Source organism: Sphingomonas sp. PP-CE-1G-424 (assembly GCF_004341085.1).
Taxonomy (GTDB): Bacteria; Pseudomonadota; Alphaproteobacteria; order Sphingomonadales; family Sphingomonadaceae; genus Sphingomonas.
On the sequence record NZ_SLXW01000003.1, the window covers coordinates 184,391 to 202,154 of the forward strand.

The following is a 17,764-nucleotide window of genomic DNA, read 5'->3' on the forward strand; positions in this document are numbered from 1 at the left end:
ATTTATCCAATACGCCGGACGTATAGTTTCAATACCACCGATACTGTCCGTCCTATGAATCAATTCCACGCGTACTGGGCCGCCATTTGCGCGATCTTGCGTATTTCGACTGGTGCGGTGGAACCGGAGACCGTCGCGATCACGACTTCGCGCTCCAGGACGAACCCGTCGATCGGGCGCGTGACGAGGCCGTGCGCCGTGGCCGATCGTTCCGGAAGGATGCATATCGCGTCGCTGTCGGCGACGACCCGCTGCACCCAGTCTTCGCGATCGGATCGAAAGCGGGGCTGCACGAGCACATCCCGCCGCGCGAAGTGATCGTGGATCTCGGCGCGAAACTCGCATTTCAGGCGGTCGACGAACGGAAACCTGACCAGGTCTTCGCCGCGCACGACCTCGCCGGCAGCCAAGGGGTGGTTCGCGGAACAGCCGAGGACGAAGCGTTCACGGAACAGCGGATGCACGCTCAACTTGAGGTCGGGCCGCGTTTCGCGCGGCAGGATGCAGGCGTGGTATTTTCCTGACAGCACCTCCGATGCGTCTTCGTTCGACTGCAGCGAGTGCAGCTTGATCTCGACCGACGGAACTTCCGCCAGCGCGCTTTCGAAAAACGCCGAGAACGCCTTTGGTCCGACCGTGGGCGCGACCCCGACATCCAGCACGCGGTGCCGTCCCATCGCCCAGTTCTCGGAGTGATCGCGGACGCTTCTTACCGCCGCCGCCATGCGCCTGAACTCCGCCTCGACGTCCTGACCGAGGCCGGTAAGGCGGCTGTTCTTCCCGTCGCGGTGGATCAGTTTCCCGCCGAGCTCCTCCTCAAGACGGTGGATCGCGCGGGTCAGACTGGGCTGTGACACGCTGCTCAGCCGTGCTGCCGCCGTGAAATTGAGCGTCTCGGCCAAGTTGATGAAGTAGCGGACTTGATTGAGTTCCATAGTCTCGACCCCTCAGCCTGACCGCTTCTTCGTCCTCGGAGCGCGCCGTGGGCAAGAGATCGGTATAAGTATGCTTGAGGCATATAATTACTGTCCGCCAACATTTCTATATGCGCCGCGCATATAACTCCGGCGTAGGCTCGCGATTGGGCGTCACGGTCTCGGACAGTCAGCCGGTGGGGGGCTGATGAAAGGCCTTCCTGTGAACCGTGAGAAAATCGGTGAGCGTGGTCGGATTTCGCCCCGTTACCTGCGCGACCTCGGTCGTGGTCCTGTCCTCCGCGCCCTGTGCGATCGCGTCATCCATGCGCGCGAGTGCATCCGCATAATGCTCGGGAATGCCAAACCCGGTGAAGCGGCGAGCAAGCGCGTCCACGGACAACCGGCAATGGCGGACGGGACGCTGGGCCACCGCGGCGATCCGCTCCGCTACCCCGTCGTAAGAGAGCGCTTCGGGACCGGTCAGGATACTTTCTCCCGACCTGAAAATCGGATTGACCAGCGCTTCGACCGCGACCGCTGCGATGTCGGCGGCGTCGATGAACGGTGTGCGCCCATCCTGCGTCGCCGAATAGATGCAGCCTTCATGGATGATCGACGGCAGATGCTGCGTGACGAAGTTCTGCATGAACCAGCTTGGGCGCAGCACCACCCAACGCGGCGCGTTGGCGTGCAGCCACGCATGAACCTCACCCATCATCGGACCGCCATCGGGCAGGGACGACGCGCTCAACAGCACGAGTTGCGTCACGCCGCGTTCCACCGCCCGCTCTAGCAGTGGGCGCATGACCGGCAGGTGATCGGTTCGGTCGGTCGGCGCGACGAGGTAGACCGCGTCCACCCCGTCGAGCGCGGCACGATGCGAGGCGGTATCGCTCCAGTCGAAGCGAACCTGTTCGGGCGAGTTTGCATTGCGGGTCGCGATACGGGTTTCGACACCACGGGCCGCAAGCTGTCGGGCGACCAGCGAGCCCGTCTTGCCCGTGCCGCCTGTGACCAGAACCCGGTCAACCATGATCGGCCACTCCGCCGACAAGTGCATCAACGGCGGCGCCACCGCGAAGCGCGCGCAACACCACCAGCGGGTTCCAGTAGTCACGATACTGGACGATCCGTCCGGCGTGCGTCCGGATCACCGAGATATAGCGCTGGTCGTACGCCTCGCCGGTCGAAACGCCGTGTCCGAAGCCTTCGAACTCCACGATGGTCACATCGGGGTCGGTCGTAGCGTAAACGGTCGGCTCACCCATGCCGTCGAAAGCGATCATCTCGCCCAAGCTGTCGAGATGGCGCGCGATCGCAGCCTTGCCCTCCAACCGGGTCGTCAGACCGGGGGGCGCAAAGGGAAATTCCATCACGCCGTCGTCGGCCATCATGTCGAGAAACGTGGCAGCATCCGCTGCGATGCGATCACCCAATGCCTTTCGCAGCATCGTCGAAAAGCTTTCCACACTGTCTGTCATGCGATAGCTCCAGATCGTCGGAACGGTAGCGTTCCACCGAGATATAAGGATCTGACGATGGAACGCAACCGTTCCGACGAATCCCGGAAGACCGTTCGCGTTCCGAGCGGCGCAGCGATCATGCGCGGCGACGTTACCGAGGCGCTGACGCGCGTCTTCTTCGACGAATGGGCCCGGACGGGCTATGCGGGATTGAGCTTGGAACGGGTGGCGCGGACCGCGGGCGTCGGCAAGGCTGCGCTCTACCGCCGCTGGCCGGACAAGGCGTCGATGGCCAGCGATCTGTTGTCGCGGGTCGGGCTGACGATCACCGACGTCGAGGAACGCGGCTCGCTGGAAGCGGATCTGGAAGCCGCGCTGTTCGCGCTGCGCCGCGTGCTGCGTCATCCCACGGTGCGACGCATCCTGACCGATCTCCACGGCGAGATCGAGCGGACACCGGCACTGGGCGCGGCGATCCGCCCCTTCCAACGCGCGCGACGCGAGCGGGTCGACGGGCTGATCGACCGGGCGATCGAACGCCGCGAAGTGTCACCGCTGGTGGACCGACAGATGGCGGCCGACCTTATTGCCGCCCCGCTGTATTGGCGGCTTGCGGTCGTCGGTGGCCGATCGGATCGCGCCTACATCGAACGGCTTGCTCGGGTCACGGGTGCCGCAATCCGCGCAAGCGAGGTTCGACAGGCGTCTTGATGGCGGCGGCGGCGTCACGGTGGCTGATTGCCTGGGGGCTCGTTCGATCGCTCAGCGTCGAGCGGTGCCGATGACAACCTCCTACGCGTCGTCCTTCGTCGCGCGGTCTACGCCTCGTTTGAGCAATTCGGCATCGATGGGGCAGTTCGTGCAGCCTTCGTAGCAGCACAGGCGGCAGATGCGGTAGGATTGGTCGAAGTTTTGCAGGCGATCGCGCAGAACACGTTCGGCGATGTCGGACAGGATGTTCAGATCGTCCGGGGTGAGGATCGACAGCCCTTCGGCAATGACCTGATCGCGCGAGGCGAGGACCGCGTCGCTTGCGATCCTGCCGGCGGGCGTCAGATAGAGCGAACGCGTGCGCCCGTCCGTCGAATGCTCGCGACGCTCGATCAGCCGTTCGGCTGCCAAACGATCGACCAGGCGTACGGTCCCCGCATGCGAAAGTCCTACCCCGACGGCTAGCATGCGGATCGAGAGACCGGGCTCGTGCGCGAGCAACGCCAGCGCAGATGCGGCGGGGCCCGCTTCCGGCGCCTGCGATGCGCTGGCGCGAACGATATCGTCGCTGATCATGAGGGCGAACGCCCCGAAGACGTTTCGATCACGCACTGTGTCCATTCCACATCTTATGTGCGCGGAGCATAGACAGCAAGGTGCATGGTGTTCCTGTTCGACCTTGCGAGGGGACGCCAAAGCCGCGCGATCCTCGGCCGCCGATATCGCTCGCGATTTGGTGCTGTGCCATCCGTGCGTTTCGACGCTATCCTACATGGCATGACCATCATTCGACTGCAGTCCTGCTCTGACGCCGAAGCTGCGGTCGCGGAGTTGGGCTTTGCGTCGGTCTACGAGGAGTTCATCGCGCGATTGCAGAGCCTTCGCGTAGGGAAAGAGGCGCCTCGCGGGGGCGCGCAGTTCCCGGACCTTTCGCTTCCCGACGCATCGGGACGCTACCGTTCGATCCGGCAGTTGCAGGGTGGACGGCCGATCGTCGTGAGCTTCAATCGCGGACTATGGTGTCCGTTCTGCGTGCATGAACTGCAATCCTGGGCCGCCGCTTCGCCCGCGCTTGAAGACGTGGGCGCAAATCTGGTCGTCGTGACCGGCGAGATCGGCGAAGGTGCTTCTGCCGTACAGGGCATGATCGGACCACGCGCGACGTTGCTGTGCGACGTCGACCACGGGGCGGCGCTGGCCTGCGGGTTGGCGTTCCCGGTGGGCGAGGACGTGAAGCGCCGGTATCTTGCGATCGGGCTCGATCTGGCGGCTATCTACGGCAGCGATGGGGGCTTTCTGCCGATCCCGGCAACGTTCGTCGTCGGCGAAGACGGCATCATCCTTTACGCACATGTCGATCCCGACTTTCGGCTGCGTCCCGAACCGCTGGACATCGTCGCGTTCCTTGCGGCGATGGGCTGAGCGAGCGACGGCATTAACGGCAGGCCATTCGGGCAGGAGACGTGCCCCGGTACGTCGGCATGGCCCGGCATTTCAGCTCAGGCGGCGGCCGCTGCCCAGCTGCGTGCGCGTGAGGCGCGTACGAAGGCATCGGCAGCGATGCTGCGCTTACGTCCCGCCACCGCGCCCAGGACGACGTCGCGCCTGACCTCGACATCGGCAAATTGGAACGCGCACAAGCGCTCGTCGTCGCGAGGCCGCGGAATGAACGCGCTGCCGAGCCCGGAGATCACCAGCTGCTTCACCTGCGCCATATCGGTGGCGCTATGCCGCACGATCGGCACGAAGCCATGCGGAGCGGCGAGGGTCTTGAGCCGGGCGCACCCGTTGCCCTCATGGTCGATCCAGGACTCATCGCGCACCGACAGCAGCGACGGCATCGCGCCTCCGGCGAGCGGATGGCCGGCGCGCGTGACCATGTGATAGCTATGGTCGAACAGCGGCCAGACATCGAGGCGATCGGGCGCGTCGTCCGGCAGCTCGATCACGACCAGATCCAGCGTACCGTTCATCGCCGCTTCGATCAGATCGCCCGGCGACCCGCTCGACAGCGACAGTTCGAAACCGGGAAGACAGCCGGCCAGCTCCTCCAGGATCCTGTCAAGCGTATCGGACTCGATCGCGGCATCGACGCCGAGCGCGAGCGGCACCACGCCCGCCCTCCCGATGCCCTTGGCGAACGCCATCGTGGCCTGTGCCGCCTCGAACGTGCGGCTGAGATGCGGCAACATCTGACGTCCGAGACTGGTGAGGTGGGTGTGGCTGCGCTCGCGACGAAACAATTCTCCGCCGAACTCGTCCTCGAGCTTCTGGATCGCGCGGGTCAGCGACGGCTGAGACACGTTGGACTCTTCGGCCGCTCGGGTGAAGTTGAGCAGCCGCGCCATTGCAAGGAAGTACCGTACCTGGTGCATCTCCATAGGCGAGCGTACCATGCGCGCCGACCACTGGCGACCCTATCGCCGAGCCGACCTTCGCGGAAGAGGGCGCCACCAAGCTGCGGATAGATCAGGCGGTGTTTGCGCGCGCGTTCGCGCAAACACCGATGTTACGAGGGTAGGGGGGCGCCCTTGGTTCGGACCGAGGCAAGCAGCAGCACCAGGGATGCCGCCAGCAGGACCGCGTCCTTGAGCAGAAATTGTCCCGGTACGGCCGAAATGGCGGGAAAGCCGCCGGCAGCCGGCTCCGCGACACCGGGCGTGGTGAAGAGAAAGGTCAGCGTGATCAGATAGGTCGCGGTCGCCATCAGCGCGCCGAGTGTCGAGAGGATCGGACGAAATGCGCCGAGGATCAGAAAGACGGCGGTCGAGAGTTCGACGGCGCCGACGACATAGCTCTGCCCCTGCGTCCCGAACACGCCCAGCCAGTTCATGATCGGGCTGTGGCTGATGAACGGTGCGATACCCGAGGCTTCATACGCCGTGAACTTCATCGCGCCGAACCACAGAAATACGATCACGAGCGCCCATCTGAGCAAGGCGAGTTCGCTTCGGTCGTGCTCGGGGACAAGGAAATCGTAACGGTCGACGATGCTCATCTGAGATTCCTGACGGTTCGTCGTGGCACGCTGGAAGGAGACTCGCAGGCGCGGTGCAGCGACCGCGCGCGCTATTGGACCATGTTCGAGGGCGCCGCTGCGCGGTTGGCATAGTCGATCGGGAACCACCGATACCCAGCGCCGTCGCGGGCGATGTGGCCCACTCCGGGAAAGGCGAGGTGTGGCGCGGCAACCAGGGTCCTGCCGTCGGCGAACGCTGCGAACGCCCGTTGCCGGACCGCGCGCGCCTTGGGCTGGTTCTGGTCGAAGGTGATGGTCACGTCCGGCCGGGGAAACTGGACCGCGGCGGCGTGGATGGTGTCGCCGATGAAGACCAGCGTCGAGCCGCGGCTGCTCAACGTGTAGAACGCAGCGCCCGGCGTATGACCGGAGCGGAGCTCCGCGGTGAGGCCGGGGAAGATCTCGCCGGAACGGTCGAATGCGCGAACCTTGCCCGCATCGACATAGGGTTTCAGCATCGCCGTTCCCTGTTCGAAGTGGTGGATGTCATAGCCCGTCTTCGCCGCGTTGGTCTTGTCGAGGAAGAAGTCGAGGTCCGGCTTCCCGACGTGCACCGTGGCATTCTTGAACATGATCTTGCCGTCCCGCACGAGCCCGCCGCTATGGTCCGCGTGGATGTGCGAGAGCAGGATATCGGTGATCTGGTCCGGACCGATCCCGGCGAGCGCGAGTGCTTCGGGAAGCCTGCCGCCGTTACCCGGACCGAAGAGGTCGCCTGCACCCGTGTCCACGAGAATCCTGCGGTTCCCCAATTCGACGAGGAACGCGTTGATCGACACCTCCATCGGATTGGCGATGAAACTGCGGGCGAGCATCGCGTCCACCTCGGCGTGCGAGGTGCCTCGCAGCAGCTTGGGCAGATCGATAGGGACACTGCCGTCGGAAAGCGCCGTGACCTGCACATCACCGATCGAGAACCGATAGACGGCGGGCGTCTGCTTCACGCCCCCGGGTATCGTCGTCTGCGGCGCTGCCGTGGTCGCCGAGGCCATGCAGAGCAGCGCGCCTGACAGGACGTTCGCAAAGAAGGGCCGCATCATCGTCCATGGCCCCAGGTCGGACGCTGGGAGAGTGCCGCGGCATCCGGACGCGACGCACCCGTCGAAGCCTTGAACACGGCGTGACCCTTTTCGCTCCGCGCCAGCCCGGCGACGGTCACCTCGATCCGCGTAAAGATGATGCCGGCGGAGGGCAGGGTCTCGCCCGCCATCGTATCGGTGGGGTGCAGCGGCATGGCGTGGACTCCGTTGTTCTCTTTCCCGAAGCTACCGGTCCGTCGCGTGCAGGGGAAATACCGCTGACGTATAGTTTCGATAGCCGGAGCGTCGGGCGCTTCCGCCGTCGGTGCGGCGCGAGAGCAAGCTGGCCGAAGTCTTCCCATGTGTCGTCGAGCTTCGATAAAGTGGGGGCGGGACCGAAACGAGAGTCCGCTTTTTCCTCAGGTCGGCTGAGAAACCAGCGAACCCTCCGTCAAGCCGGTGCCCGAGAGCACCAAAGCCACCCCGATCGCGTGGCGGCGCGCGGGCGGCAGCGTGACTTCCAGCGCTTGTCCGGTCCGGCGGAAAGCCAGTGGCGTCGTGTCCCCGGCTAGTGTGACCCGCGCAACCGAACCGCGCCCGATAATGCTGCCGGTGGCGAACAGCGTCAGGCGGGCGATGCCATCGTCCGGCCAGCCCATCACCAGCGCGTGAACGTCGTCACCGCTGCGGACATAGCGCACGTCGCGCGCGGTGTAGGGCGATTTGGGTCCGTTTTCGGCGAACATGCCCGACGCCGGTTTGGTCGGTCCCTCCGCGTGGATGCGCCACGGCCGCGTGCCGTAGATCGCGGCGCCGTTCAGGTGCATCCACCCTGCGATCTCGGTGAGGATCGCCTCCTCCTTTTCGTCGATCGTGCCATCGCCGCGCATCGGCACGCTGAGCAGCAGGTTGCCGTTCTTGGAGACGACATCGCACAGCGTGTGAATGATCGTGGCGGCGCTCTTGTACCCGTCGCGCTCGTACAGCGCGCGATCGTAATGCCAGTTGCCGAGGCAGGTATCGGTCTGCCACGGATACGTCTCGATATGGTCCTTGCCGCCCCGTTCGACGTCCTCGACCAGCCCCATCCGGCGTTCGGCGGGCATCATCTTGGCGTTGATGACCGCCTCGAGCCGCCCGTCCGACCAGCCACGACTGGCGTTGTAGAAATGGGCGGCAACCTCCAGTCCGGTCTGGCCGAACGGCAGGCCGTAATCATCGAAATAGATCAGGTCGGGCCGGTAGCGATCGAGCAGGTCGCGGCATCGCAGCGCCCAGTTTCGCACGAACGCGGCCTGGGCGGCAGGCGCATCCTCCACCCAGAGTTCGTCGGTACGCGCGTGGATCGCCTCCGCCTCGGCGATGGTGCGGACGCCGTCGGGCAGCGGCATCGTCCGGCCGGTATAGAGCGCCTGCGGGTCCAGCCCCTGCCACCAGGTCCCGCGTCCGTCCGCGGTCGTCAGCCGGCTTGCGTCGTACCGCTGGCCGGCACGCGGGCCCTCGGGATCATAGCCATAGGCGGTCTGCAGCCAGTGCCAGGCATGGGCGCCGTGGTTGGACACGCCGAACCGCAGCCCGCGTGCGCGCGCGGCCCGTTCCCACGTGCCGACGATGTCGCGCTTCGGGCCGACCCGGAGCGTGTTCCAGCCATGATGCGCCGAGGCGAAGGTATCGACATTGTCGTGGTGCCCGGCGAGCGCGACGAAATACTTCGCACCCGCCGCCACGTACAGATCGAGCAACCGTTCGGGCTGCCACTTCTCGGCGTGCCATTTGCCGACCACCTCGAGATAACCGACATCGCTGGGGTGACCATATTTGGCGACGTGCGCCTTGTTCGCGCGCGAGCCTTGCAGGTACATGTTGCGCGCATACCAATCGCCTTCCTCGGGCACGCACTGCGCGCTCCAGTGCGCCCAGATCCCGAACTTGGCATCGCGGTACCAATCGGGTGCGCGGTACCCTTGCGTGAGCGAGTTCCAGTCCGCCGTGAACGGTGCCGAGGCGGCCGATGAGGCGACACGCGAACCGCCAGCCAGCGCCGGCCCGGCGATACCCCCGCCTGCCATCATGCCACCTGCCACCATGCCGAGTGCGTCGCGACGATTGACGGTCATGCGGGAAGCTCCATTGGATGCGGTCCGCGGGCGGTCATGCCTTGAGGATCCAGCCCTTGCGGTCCATCCACCAGCCGACCGCCCAGCACAGCATCGTGTAGGCGACGGCGCAGAGCAGCGACCCGAACGCGCCGGGCGCGATGCGCTGGAAGATCGCGATACCGATCCATTCGTATAGTCCCCCGTATGCCCCGTCATCCGGGCCGATGGGGATCAGGTTGATCGCGGTCACGAACAGCTCGGAGAACAGGTAGACCGCGAGCGGATTGCGGCCGAGGATCGTGAAGAACCGCGTGCCGCGCTTGACGCCCGCAAGCTTGATCAGCGCGATGATGCCCGCCAGCGCGATGCAGTCGATGCCGACCGTCAGCAGCACGTAGGAGCTGGTCCAGAGCTTCTTGGCGAGCGGAAACCACGGCGACCAGGCCAGCCCGGCGATAACGAACGCGACGCCGAAGAACGCCATCGCGCGCACCGTCCGCGTCAGATCGGGACCGCGCTGTACCGCGAGCCCGGCGAGATAGCCCGCCAGCACGTTGACGATCGCGGGCAGCGTACCGAGCAGTCCTTCGGGATCGAACCCGCCGTCCTTCTTGTAGAGATGCCCGGGGCCTAGCAGCCACAGGTCGAGTTGCGTGCCGACCGTGCCGAACTTGTCGTACGCCATGCCCGGTGCGGACAGGAATACCAGGATCGCCCAATAGCCGAACAGCAGCACCACGCCGGCGATGACGATCGCCCGCACGTCGAGCCAGCGCACCAGCAGCCCCGCGGCGACGTAGCACAAGGCGAGACGTTGCAGCACGCCGGGTACGCGGGTCACCGCGAACGGGATCGCCGCCCAGCCGTCGTCGGTGCGCGTCACGAACGGGAACCAGTACATCAGGAACCCGAGCGCGAAGATGATCGCACCACGCTTGAACAGCCGCGTGAGATACGGCGCGGTCTCGATCCGCTTGCGCGTCGCGAAGCTCATCGCGTTGCCCATCGCGAACAGGAAGCTCGGGAAGATCGCGTCGGCGAGCGTGAAGCCGAACCATTTGGCGTGGACCAGCGTGGCGTAGGCGGGCGCACCCGGCCCGGCGGTATTGACCAGGATCATCAGGAAGATGGTCAGTCCGCGGAATACGTCGAGCGCGGTGAAGCGCCGCGGGTTGGCGATTGCGAGAGTGTCGGGGGCGAGGGTGTCGGTCATGGCTGTCCTGCGTCGGCGAGCAGGCGGCGCACGCCTGCGATCGGTTCGGTCGGGCGGTGGCGTGGCCATGCGCGGCCGTCCTTCAGCCAAGCCTGCTCCCACGCGGTGATCTTCGTGGTGACGGCGGCCGTATCGAGCGGCTGGTGAGCGAGCGCGGCGGTGCGTTGTGCTGCCAAGAACATTTGCCAGCGGGGCAGGTAATAGCCGGCGTACAGGCCCTGCCATGCGCGCGAGGCGTAGTCGGAGAGGTGACCGGCGCCGCCCCAGACCGTGACGACCGCCTTGGCCTGCTCCTCGAACGCATCCTTCTCCGCGGGCGTATCGCCGTACGCGCGCGCATCCGCGATCCAGCTGCCGAGCGTCTCCTGCTGGTTGCCGATCAGCGCGTCGATCTCGTGCGCAAGGCGTGCGGCGGTGGCGGCATTGCGGTCACCGGTCGGGACATCGCCCGAAGCATAGGCGGCGACGGCGGCGCGCAGCTTCGCGTCGAGCCGCAGGGTTGCGTAGTGCCGGGTGAAGTCGACGAGATCGTAGGTCAGCAGTGGCGCGGGCTGGGCTGGCGCCGCCGCCAGCATCGCGGTGATGCCGTCCCGCAGCGCCGCTTCGTCGCCGGGCGCTGCGGGGTATTCGGCCGCGATCATGGCAGGGCGCTTGAACAGCAGATGCGCGCCCGCCATCTCGCGCCACCAGCGCGGCGTCCAATAGCGGGTGGCGTAGGCTCCGGACATCACCTTGCCCCAGCCCGCGAGGAGCGCAGGCGGCGCTGCACCGTAGCGAGCACGCGCGTAGTCGGCGATCCAGTCAGTCACCGGGCGTTTCGCGTTCTCCCCCCAGGCGAGGTCGTAGGCGTAGGAATAGACCACCGAATTATTGTGCAGCCCCTCCGGGAACATGCCGAACCCGGTGAGGTTGCCGCGCGTCGGGCTGGCAGGCAGCGCCGCGAGATCGCTGCGGTAGAAGTTCAGATCGCCATAGACCGGGTTGCTGCCGCCGTAATTGTGGACATAGCCGTAGACCCAGCTCTTGCCGTCGAACGCGCCGCTGGTCTTCCAGATGCCGGGGTACCGGTCGTTGCCGATATCGAGCACCAGCATCCGCTGGTTCGGCACGCGGCTGAGAAACGCGCGGATCGCGTCGGGCGTCCAGAACGCTTTGTCCGCGCCGAACAGCCAGCCCTGCATCACCCAGGTCGCGTTCGGCGCGGCGGCGGTGACGGACTGGAACAGCTTCTCGCCGTAAGCGGCCAACCGCGCGTCGCGCACCGCCACCGGCAAAGCGGCGGCACGGGTCGCGGCGGTGTTGGCGATGCTGTCGCCGTAGTGCGCGGCGCTCGCATCGCTGCCGTCCTCGGCGATCGGCGGCACCATTTCGTTGAAGGCGTCGGCGAGGTAATAGTCGCCGGGGCCGTAGGTCTGCGTGTAAAGCTGCGTGAAGCGCCGCGCGAGGACCGCGAACAGCGGATCTGACGGGTCGAGCCAATAGGTGCCGGGGAACCCCTCCCACGCGCGCATCCGGTAGATCCGCGCCTTGGGATGCCGGTCGGCGAACGCCTTGGGCACATAGCCCGAGAACGCCGGCAGGATCGGCTTCATGCCGAGCGCGCGCATCCGGCCGAGAATACGACGCTGCAACTGATGCTTCTTCTCGATCCACCCGTCCGACAGCGGCGCGCGGTAGCCGGCAATGTTGCCCATCCGCTGCCACGGCAGGAACGGCGCGGCGGACAGGCCGCTGGCGATCGTGGCATCGTCGAGGCCCTGATCACGCCACAACGCGCGCCAGACATAGTCCTGCCCTTCCATCGCAAGCGGCGTGTCGATGCCGCGCGCCGCCATCCAGTCGATCTCTTCCGACCAGCGACCCCAGGCCCACCACGGCGTGGTGTACCCGAACGTGCAGGTGTTGAGGTAGGTGCGCAGCGCGAAGGCGGAGGCGACCAGCCCGGTGTCGCCGGTGGGAAGGCTGCTGATTGGCGCTATGCGACGTCCTTCCCAGCTGAGCGATACGCGGCCCTGCTGCTGGAGATACTGCGTCGCGCCGTGGACCAGCGCGATCGCGGAGGATCCCTCCACCGCCATGCGCCCGTTGCGAACGCGGACCCGGTAATAGGGCTTGGCGGCCGGCCGGATCGAGAGCGCGATGCCGGGGGCGGAAATCCCGATCCGGTTGAGCGCGGCGCGGGCCTGATCGGCAGCGCGTGGCTGTGCGTGGACGGCGCCGGCCGCCGTCAGCAGCAAGAGACCTGGAAGTGCGAGGATGGCTGGTCTCTTCACGGCTGGCGACGACTCGTTTCGTTCGGGTTTAGATCAGAACCGTGCGGTTGCGGACAGATAGAACGTCCGGCCGGTGCGGCTGGCGAGCTGGAACGTGTCCTCGTTGGTCTGATACGCGTCTTCGTGCGTGTCGTTGAGGTTGATGATGCCGCCGGTGAAGCTCAGCGACTTCGTCGGCGTAAAGCCGAGCGCCAGGTCCATCTGCGTGCGCGCGCGGACCGTGTGGATCTGGCCGCCATCGACGAAGAAGCTGGTCGACGCATCCTGCTTGTACGGACTGCGATGGTTCACGGAGAGACGAACGCTGAACATCTCGTTTTCCCAATAGGGGGTCAGGTTCCAGGTGAGTTTCGACAGGTCGCGCAGGTTGAAGCCCGTGCCGAGCGCCGGCGAGTCGGCGTTGACCACCGTGACGTTGCCGGTGGCGCCAAAGCCCTGCAGCGGCAGGAAGCCGTCGAAGCTTTCGGATGCGGCGAGCTCGACGCCCTTGACGTGGATGACGCTGTTGTCGTTCAGCTTGCGGCTGAAGTTATAGTCCGTGGTACCGTCCGTCGACGCGCAGCCGCCGACCTGGCCGTTCAGCGTCACGCCGTTGAACGACGTCGGGCAGTAGAACTGCGTGAACGTGCCGTTCTTCACGGCCTTGTAGAAGCCGGCGATGCTGATCGAATTGCCGCGGCCGTGGTAGTATTCGAAGCTGATGTCGGCCTGGTTTGCGGTCAGCGGCTTCAGGCGCGATTCGCCGTTCGACACGGACACGCTGGGACGGATCCCGGTGTTGTCGGTGACGAAGGTGTCCGCCATTTGGGTCTGGCTGTTCAACAGCGGCCGCACCAGCACCTTGGCAAGCGCGACGCGTGCCACGAGCCGGTTGCTCAGATCCAGCGCGAAGGACGCGCTCGGCAGGACGTTGCCGTAGTCCTGGATCACGTTCTGCGTTCCCAGCAGCGGAGAGCCGCTGTCGGTACCGGCGGTGACGTTGGACGTGACGTTCTGGTGGGTGTGTTCGTAGCGAACGCCGACGTTGCCGCGGAGGGACTTGCCGAACAGCTCCGCGTCCAGATTGGCCATCGCATAGACCGCGGGAATGTAGCGGTCGACACGGTAGCTGTTCGCCCAGTCGCGGACGTCCGGGACGGTGATCCCCTTCGCCGCGAGGATCGACTGCCAAAGCGGCGCATTGGTTTCGAGGAACGTGCTCGGGATGCCGATCTTGCCGTCCAGGAAGTTCGTGACGGGGATGCCGGTCGTGCTCAGGTTCGGGATGAATGCATATTCGGGATACAGATCCGGCCGCGTCACGTCGGCATCGCGGTCATGACGATAGGCGTCGGTCTGGAAGCTTTCGTGATGATACTTCACGCCGAACACCAGCGACTTGACGCCGAACGCGCCGATATCTTTGGTGACGTCGAACTGGCCCGAAACGTCCTTGGCCATCTGGATGTGCGTCGCACCATCGACGAACGCGAAATAGGTGCGGTTGGCCGGGTTGAACAGCGTGCCGTTCCACACGCCGGGGTCGGTCGCGAACTTGACGTTGTGCGGGTCGGAGATGTCGAGCGTACCCCCCGAGGCGACGTTTGCGCCGTCGATCGAGGCGAACTCGCGCAGATCGGCATCGCCCCGGGTATAGTGCGCGACGGCGTGGACGTTCCAGGTGTCGCCCGGCTGCCAGTTGACCGTGCCGGTATAGGCCTGGGTCTTGAGGTTGCGCGTCTCGGGCTGGTCGTTGTTGCCGACGCCGAAGTTGCTGATGGCGATCTTGTTGGCGACGCCGTTCGCGCTGTCGAGGACCGTGATCGTGCTCGGATTCGTGCTGTCCTTCGGATCCCAGCGGCCGAACACCAGCTGCTGCGTGTCGTAGCGCGTGTCGTCCTTCGAATATTCGCCTTGCAGCAGCACCTCGAAGTTCGATTGCGGCTTCCACTGGATCGCACCGCTGGCCATCAGCTGCTTGGTGTCGCGATCGATCCGGCGCAGGCGGAAATTGCCGGGCACGAAGTTGTTGGGATCGACGACGCCCGGATTGTACCAGTTCTTGACGAAGGCATAGTCGCCACGGTCCGTCAGCTCCTGGTAGCTGACGTTCGCCATTACGCCCAACGTGCCGCCGGCGAAGCTGTCGATATAGGCGCCGCTGATCTTCGGCGTGATTTTCTTGCCGCGATATTCGGAGTTATAGCCCTTCACGCCGACGATGAAACGCGGGCCCTTATAGGCCAGCGGCTTGACCGTATCGATATTGACGGTGCCCGACAGGCCGCCGGTGTCCATGTCCGCGGTCGGCGATTTGACGACCTGGATCGCGCTGGCGAGATCGGTCTGGATGATGTCGTAGCGGAAGCCGTCCTTGAAGTCGGCGCTGGCGAAGGTCTGGCCGTTGATCGTCGTGCGGGCATATTGTGCGCCGAGGCCGCGGATGCTGATTGTCGAGCCACGGCCGTTGATGTTCGACATCTGCACGCCGGCGATGCGCTGGATCGCTTCGGTAACGTTCTGCGCCGGGAACTTGCCGATATCCTCGGCGGTGATGCCGTCCGAGATGCGGATGTCGTTGCGCTTGGCCTGTGCCGCCGACGCAAGGCTCTGGCGGAAGCCGGTTACGGTGATCTCGGCACCATCCGCACCATCGGTTGGGCCGCTGGTCGCGGACGGGGTCGCAGGCGTTGGGGCTAGAGTCTGGGGTGACGTCTGGGGTGACGTCTGGGGTGGTGTCTGAGCAGGCGGCGACGTCGGATCGCCAGACGGCGCGGTCTGTGCGCTCACAGGCGTGATCGCGGCAAGTGCTGCACAGCAACTCGTCGCGAGTAGCCACACCTTCGTGGAGGAGCCGGCGCCCTGTTTGCGGTTGCGTCTGCCGTGCGTCATGTAAATCCCCTCTGATGCGACAATGAAGCGCGGCACCCGGTTTTTTAACCGATGTGCAGCCCGAACCCTGCGTTATGTCGGAGTTTCACGGATAATCCTGTGACCTGTCAAGTACGATCTAGTACAAAAACATAACGTCTCCGCGGGGTGCGAGGCATATTGGTATTGCTGGATTGGAAAAGCGTTGGTTGCCAATCGGATAGAGCGAAAGAGGTGCGCGTCGGAACTGCGCTACATCTTTGCAATGACATAACATACCAGGGTCTTGTGCCCCGAAGACAGGTCGTTGCAAGCAGTGCCAGGCACTTTGTGTCCTCCTGATCGAATCGATTGCCACGGGGAAACACGGCTCTCCTGCATCCGTATGGTGCAAAAACCGCAATTTCTGACGCCGCCGTCGAAAGACATATGCAATACCATTGATACCGCTTTCGAAGCATGCATAATGTGCCCATGCGAAGCGATGCCGAAGGTCGTGACAACGATCTCGAAGGGTGTGTCGCGGCGGTATTTCTTGCCGACTAAGGGGTAGTGATGTTTGCAATTGATCGCTCGGGGAGCGACGGGTTGGTCACCTCAAGATACTGCAAGGCAAGACCGGCTGTTGTGTCTGTGGCGACCTTGTCGCGAGGTCTGTTGCTTTGCTCGGATACCTCGCTGAACGAGCGTCATCGCGCCGAGTATTGCCGACTGGATCGAGGTTTTGCGAACGAGCCCCAGCCAAGCACTAGCAATACTCCACACGCCAGCGATAGCGCTCCCATGACTGACCAAAGCTGCGCAGAGGGGTTATGCTCCGACAAATCGCCGAGGCAGGGACTGGCGACGGCGTGTCTGACAAGATTGGCGATAGTAGCGCTGTCTTACGGACCCGCGAGCGCGATCGCGGCATCCGGTAAATGCGAACGCGATCGTTCACCCGGCGTCAAACAGGGGTGCCGGTCGTGATGCAGATCATCGACGTTCGCGGTGGCCGAATCCTGATCGGCGGAGAAACACGCGATGACGCCCGGCTTACCATATCGGACGGCCGCCTGCGCGTGATCGAGCCGGCCGGGGGCGGGGGAGACGTCGCAGATGACGAGTTGTCCGGCGATTACGTAGCGATCGATCTGGCGGGCGGCTGCCTGCTGCCGGGGTTCATCGACACGCAGGTGAACGGCGGCGGCGGCGTGTTGTTCAACAACGCGCTCGGGATCGAAGGGCTGGCACGGATTGCGGCGGCGCACGCGCGGTTCGGCACCACCGCATTGCTGCCGACGCTGATCACCGACACCGCCGAGGCGATCGAGGCGGCGCTGGACGCGGTCGACGCGGCGATCGCGGCCGGCGTGCCCGGTATCGTCGGCGTGCATATCGAAGGGCCGTTCATCAACGGCACGCGCAAGGGGATCCACGATCCCGCGCTGATCCGCACGCTCGACCGGTCGATCATCGACATCCTGTGCCGACCGCGGCGTGGCGTCGTCATGATGACGCTCGCGCCGGAAGTCGTCGCGGTCGAGGATATCGCGCAACTCGCCGCGGCGGGGGTCATCCTGAGTGCCGGGCATACCGACGCGACCTACGACGAGGCGCTGGCGGGCTTTGCCGCCGGTGTCACCGGCGTGACGCACGTCTTCAACGCGATGTCGCCCTTGCTCCACCGGGCGCCGGGCATGGTGGGGGCTGCCTTGAGCGAGGCCGCGATCTGGTGCGGCATCATCGCCGACGGGGTGCATGTCGCACCCGCCGCGCTCGACATCGCGTTTCGCAGCAAGGGGGCGGATCGCCTGATGCTGGTGACCGACGCGATGCCGAGCGTCGGTTCGGACGACGATTTCTTCCTGCTCAACGGCCGCCGGATGACGGTCGAGGGCGGGGTGTGCATGGGCGAGGACGGTACGCTGGCCGGCGCGCATCTCGACATGGCGCAGGCGGTGCGGACGATGTGCGCGGCGACCGGCGCCGACCTGCCGACCGTCAGTCGGATGGCGAGCGCGTCGCCCGCCGCGTTTCTCGGGATGGCGCAGGACCGCGGCGCGCTGTCGGTCGGATTGCGCGCGGACTTCGTCGTGCTGGATGCGGCGCTGGAGCCAGTCCAGACGTGGATCGGCGGGATCAAGGTCGCCGGCTGACCCGCGGCTGGCGGGTCGCTTCGGCGAGGTGCCCGATGCGATCCTAGATCCTACAGGCCAGC

At 65.3% G+C, this 17,764-nt stretch carries 15 protein-coding genes; 3 read left to right on the forward strand and 12 right to left on the reverse strand.

Features of this window, described 5'->3' with window-relative positions; all coding sequences use genetic code 11:
- Window positions 1-59: 59 nt before the first annotated feature.
- From C8J43_RS11110 to C8J43_RS11120, 3 genes are all read right to left on the reverse strand, one after another.
- Window positions 60-902 carry a LysR family transcriptional regulator gene (locus C8J43_RS11110; RefSeq protein WP_243645534.1) on the reverse strand — a complete coding sequence of 281 codons (843 nt, stop codon included), beginning with the start codon at window positions 900-902 and terminating at the stop codon, window positions 60-62.
- A gap of 202 nt (window positions 903-1,104) precedes the next feature.
- The gene (locus C8J43_RS11115) at window positions 1,105-1,950 is read right to left on the reverse strand and encodes an NAD(P)H-binding protein (protein WP_133030963.1); all 846 of its coding nucleotides are present in this window, start codon (window positions 1,948-1,950) and stop codon (window positions 1,105-1,107) included.
- Window positions 1,943-2,398 carry a nuclear transport factor 2 family protein gene (locus tag C8J43_RS11120; RefSeq protein WP_243645535.1) on the reverse strand — a complete coding sequence of 152 codons (456 nt, stop codon included), beginning with the start codon at window positions 2,396-2,398 and terminating at the stop codon, window positions 1,943-1,945. The genes C8J43_RS11115 and C8J43_RS11120 overlap by 8 nt, the downstream gene beginning before the upstream one ends.
- A 57-nt stretch (window positions 2,399-2,455) precedes the next feature.
- On the opposite strand from C8J43_RS11120, the gene C8J43_RS11125 reads away from it, so the two are divergent.
- Window positions 2,456-3,091 (forward strand): TetR/AcrR family transcriptional regulator, encoded by a 636-nt coding sequence (locus tag C8J43_RS11125; protein WP_133030964.1) that lies wholly within the window; start codon window positions 2,456-2,458, stop codon window positions 3,089-3,091.
- Between the two features lie 81 nt (window positions 3,092-3,172).
- Here the strand turns inward: C8J43_RS11125 and C8J43_RS11130 are convergent, their stop codons facing one another.
- Window positions 3,173-3,703, reverse strand: coding sequence for a MarR family transcriptional regulator (locus tag C8J43_RS11130; RefSeq protein ID WP_243645536.1), 531 nt, complete (start codon window positions 3,701-3,703; stop codon window positions 3,173-3,175).
- Window positions 3,704-3,868: 165 nt separating this feature from the next.
- On the opposite strand from C8J43_RS11130, the gene C8J43_RS11135 reads away from it, so the two are divergent.
- Window positions 3,869-4,513: a peroxiredoxin-like family protein gene (locus C8J43_RS11135; protein WP_165899609.1), complete on the forward strand. Its 645-nt coding sequence runs from the start codon at window positions 3,869-3,871 to the stop codon at window positions 4,511-4,513.
- Between the two features lie 77 nt (window positions 4,514-4,590).
- Here the strand turns inward: C8J43_RS11135 and C8J43_RS11140 are convergent, their stop codons facing one another.
- The 8 genes from C8J43_RS11140 to C8J43_RS11175 form a co-directional block, all read right to left on the reverse strand.
- The gene (locus C8J43_RS11140) at window positions 4,591-5,487 is read right to left on the reverse strand and encodes a LysR family transcriptional regulator (RefSeq protein ID WP_133030966.1); all 897 of its coding nucleotides are present in this window, start codon (window positions 5,485-5,487) and stop codon (window positions 4,591-4,593) included.
- A gap of 113 nt (window positions 5,488-5,600) precedes the next feature.
- On the reverse strand, window positions 5,601-6,089 hold the full coding sequence (locus tag C8J43_RS11145; RefSeq protein WP_133030967.1) for a DUF417 family protein: 489 nt from the start codon (window positions 6,087-6,089) through the stop codon (window positions 5,601-5,603).
- 71 nt (window positions 6,090-6,160) lie between these two features.
- Entirely contained in the window at window positions 6,161-7,147 is a 987-nt protein-coding gene (locus C8J43_RS11150) for an MBL fold metallo-hydrolase (protein ID WP_243645537.1), read from the reverse strand.
- A complete protein-coding gene (locus C8J43_RS11155) occupies window positions 7,147-7,344 on the reverse strand; it encodes a hypothetical protein (protein WP_133030969.1) in 198 nt (65 codons plus the stop codon). Before C8J43_RS11155 ends, C8J43_RS11150 begins: the two co-directional genes overlap by 1 nt.
- Before the next feature lie 204 nt (window positions 7,345-7,548).
- Window positions 7,549-9,246, reverse strand: coding sequence for an alpha-L-fucosidase (locus C8J43_RS11160; protein ID WP_133030970.1), 1,698 nt, complete (start codon window positions 9,244-9,246; stop codon window positions 7,549-7,551).
- A gap of 34 nt (window positions 9,247-9,280) precedes the next feature.
- A complete protein-coding gene (locus tag C8J43_RS11165; protein ID WP_133030971.1) occupies window positions 9,281-10,441 on the reverse strand; it encodes a heparan-alpha-glucosaminide N-acetyltransferase domain-containing protein in 1,161 nt (386 codons plus the stop codon).
- On the reverse strand, window positions 10,438-12,714 hold the full coding sequence (locus C8J43_RS11170) for an alpha-N-acetylglucosaminidase (RefSeq protein WP_133030972.1): 2,277 nt from the start codon (window positions 12,712-12,714) through the stop codon (window positions 10,438-10,440). The genes C8J43_RS11165 and C8J43_RS11170 overlap by 4 nt, the downstream gene beginning before the upstream one ends.
- A gap of 33 nt (window positions 12,715-12,747) precedes the next feature.
- Window positions 12,748-15,585 carry a TonB-dependent receptor gene (locus tag C8J43_RS11175; protein WP_133030973.1) on the reverse strand — a complete coding sequence of 946 codons (2,838 nt, stop codon included), beginning with the start codon at window positions 15,583-15,585 and terminating at the stop codon, window positions 12,748-12,750.
- An 899-nt stretch (window positions 15,586-16,484) separates the two neighbouring features.
- Between C8J43_RS11175 and nagA the strand changes: the two genes are divergently transcribed.
- The gene (nagA, locus tag C8J43_RS11180; protein WP_243645538.1) at window positions 16,485-17,702 is read left to right on the forward strand and encodes an N-acetylglucosamine-6-phosphate deacetylase; all 1,218 of its coding nucleotides are present in this window, start codon (window positions 16,485-16,487) and stop codon (window positions 17,700-17,702) included.
- The last annotated feature ends 62 nt before the right edge of the window (window positions 17,703-17,764 follow it).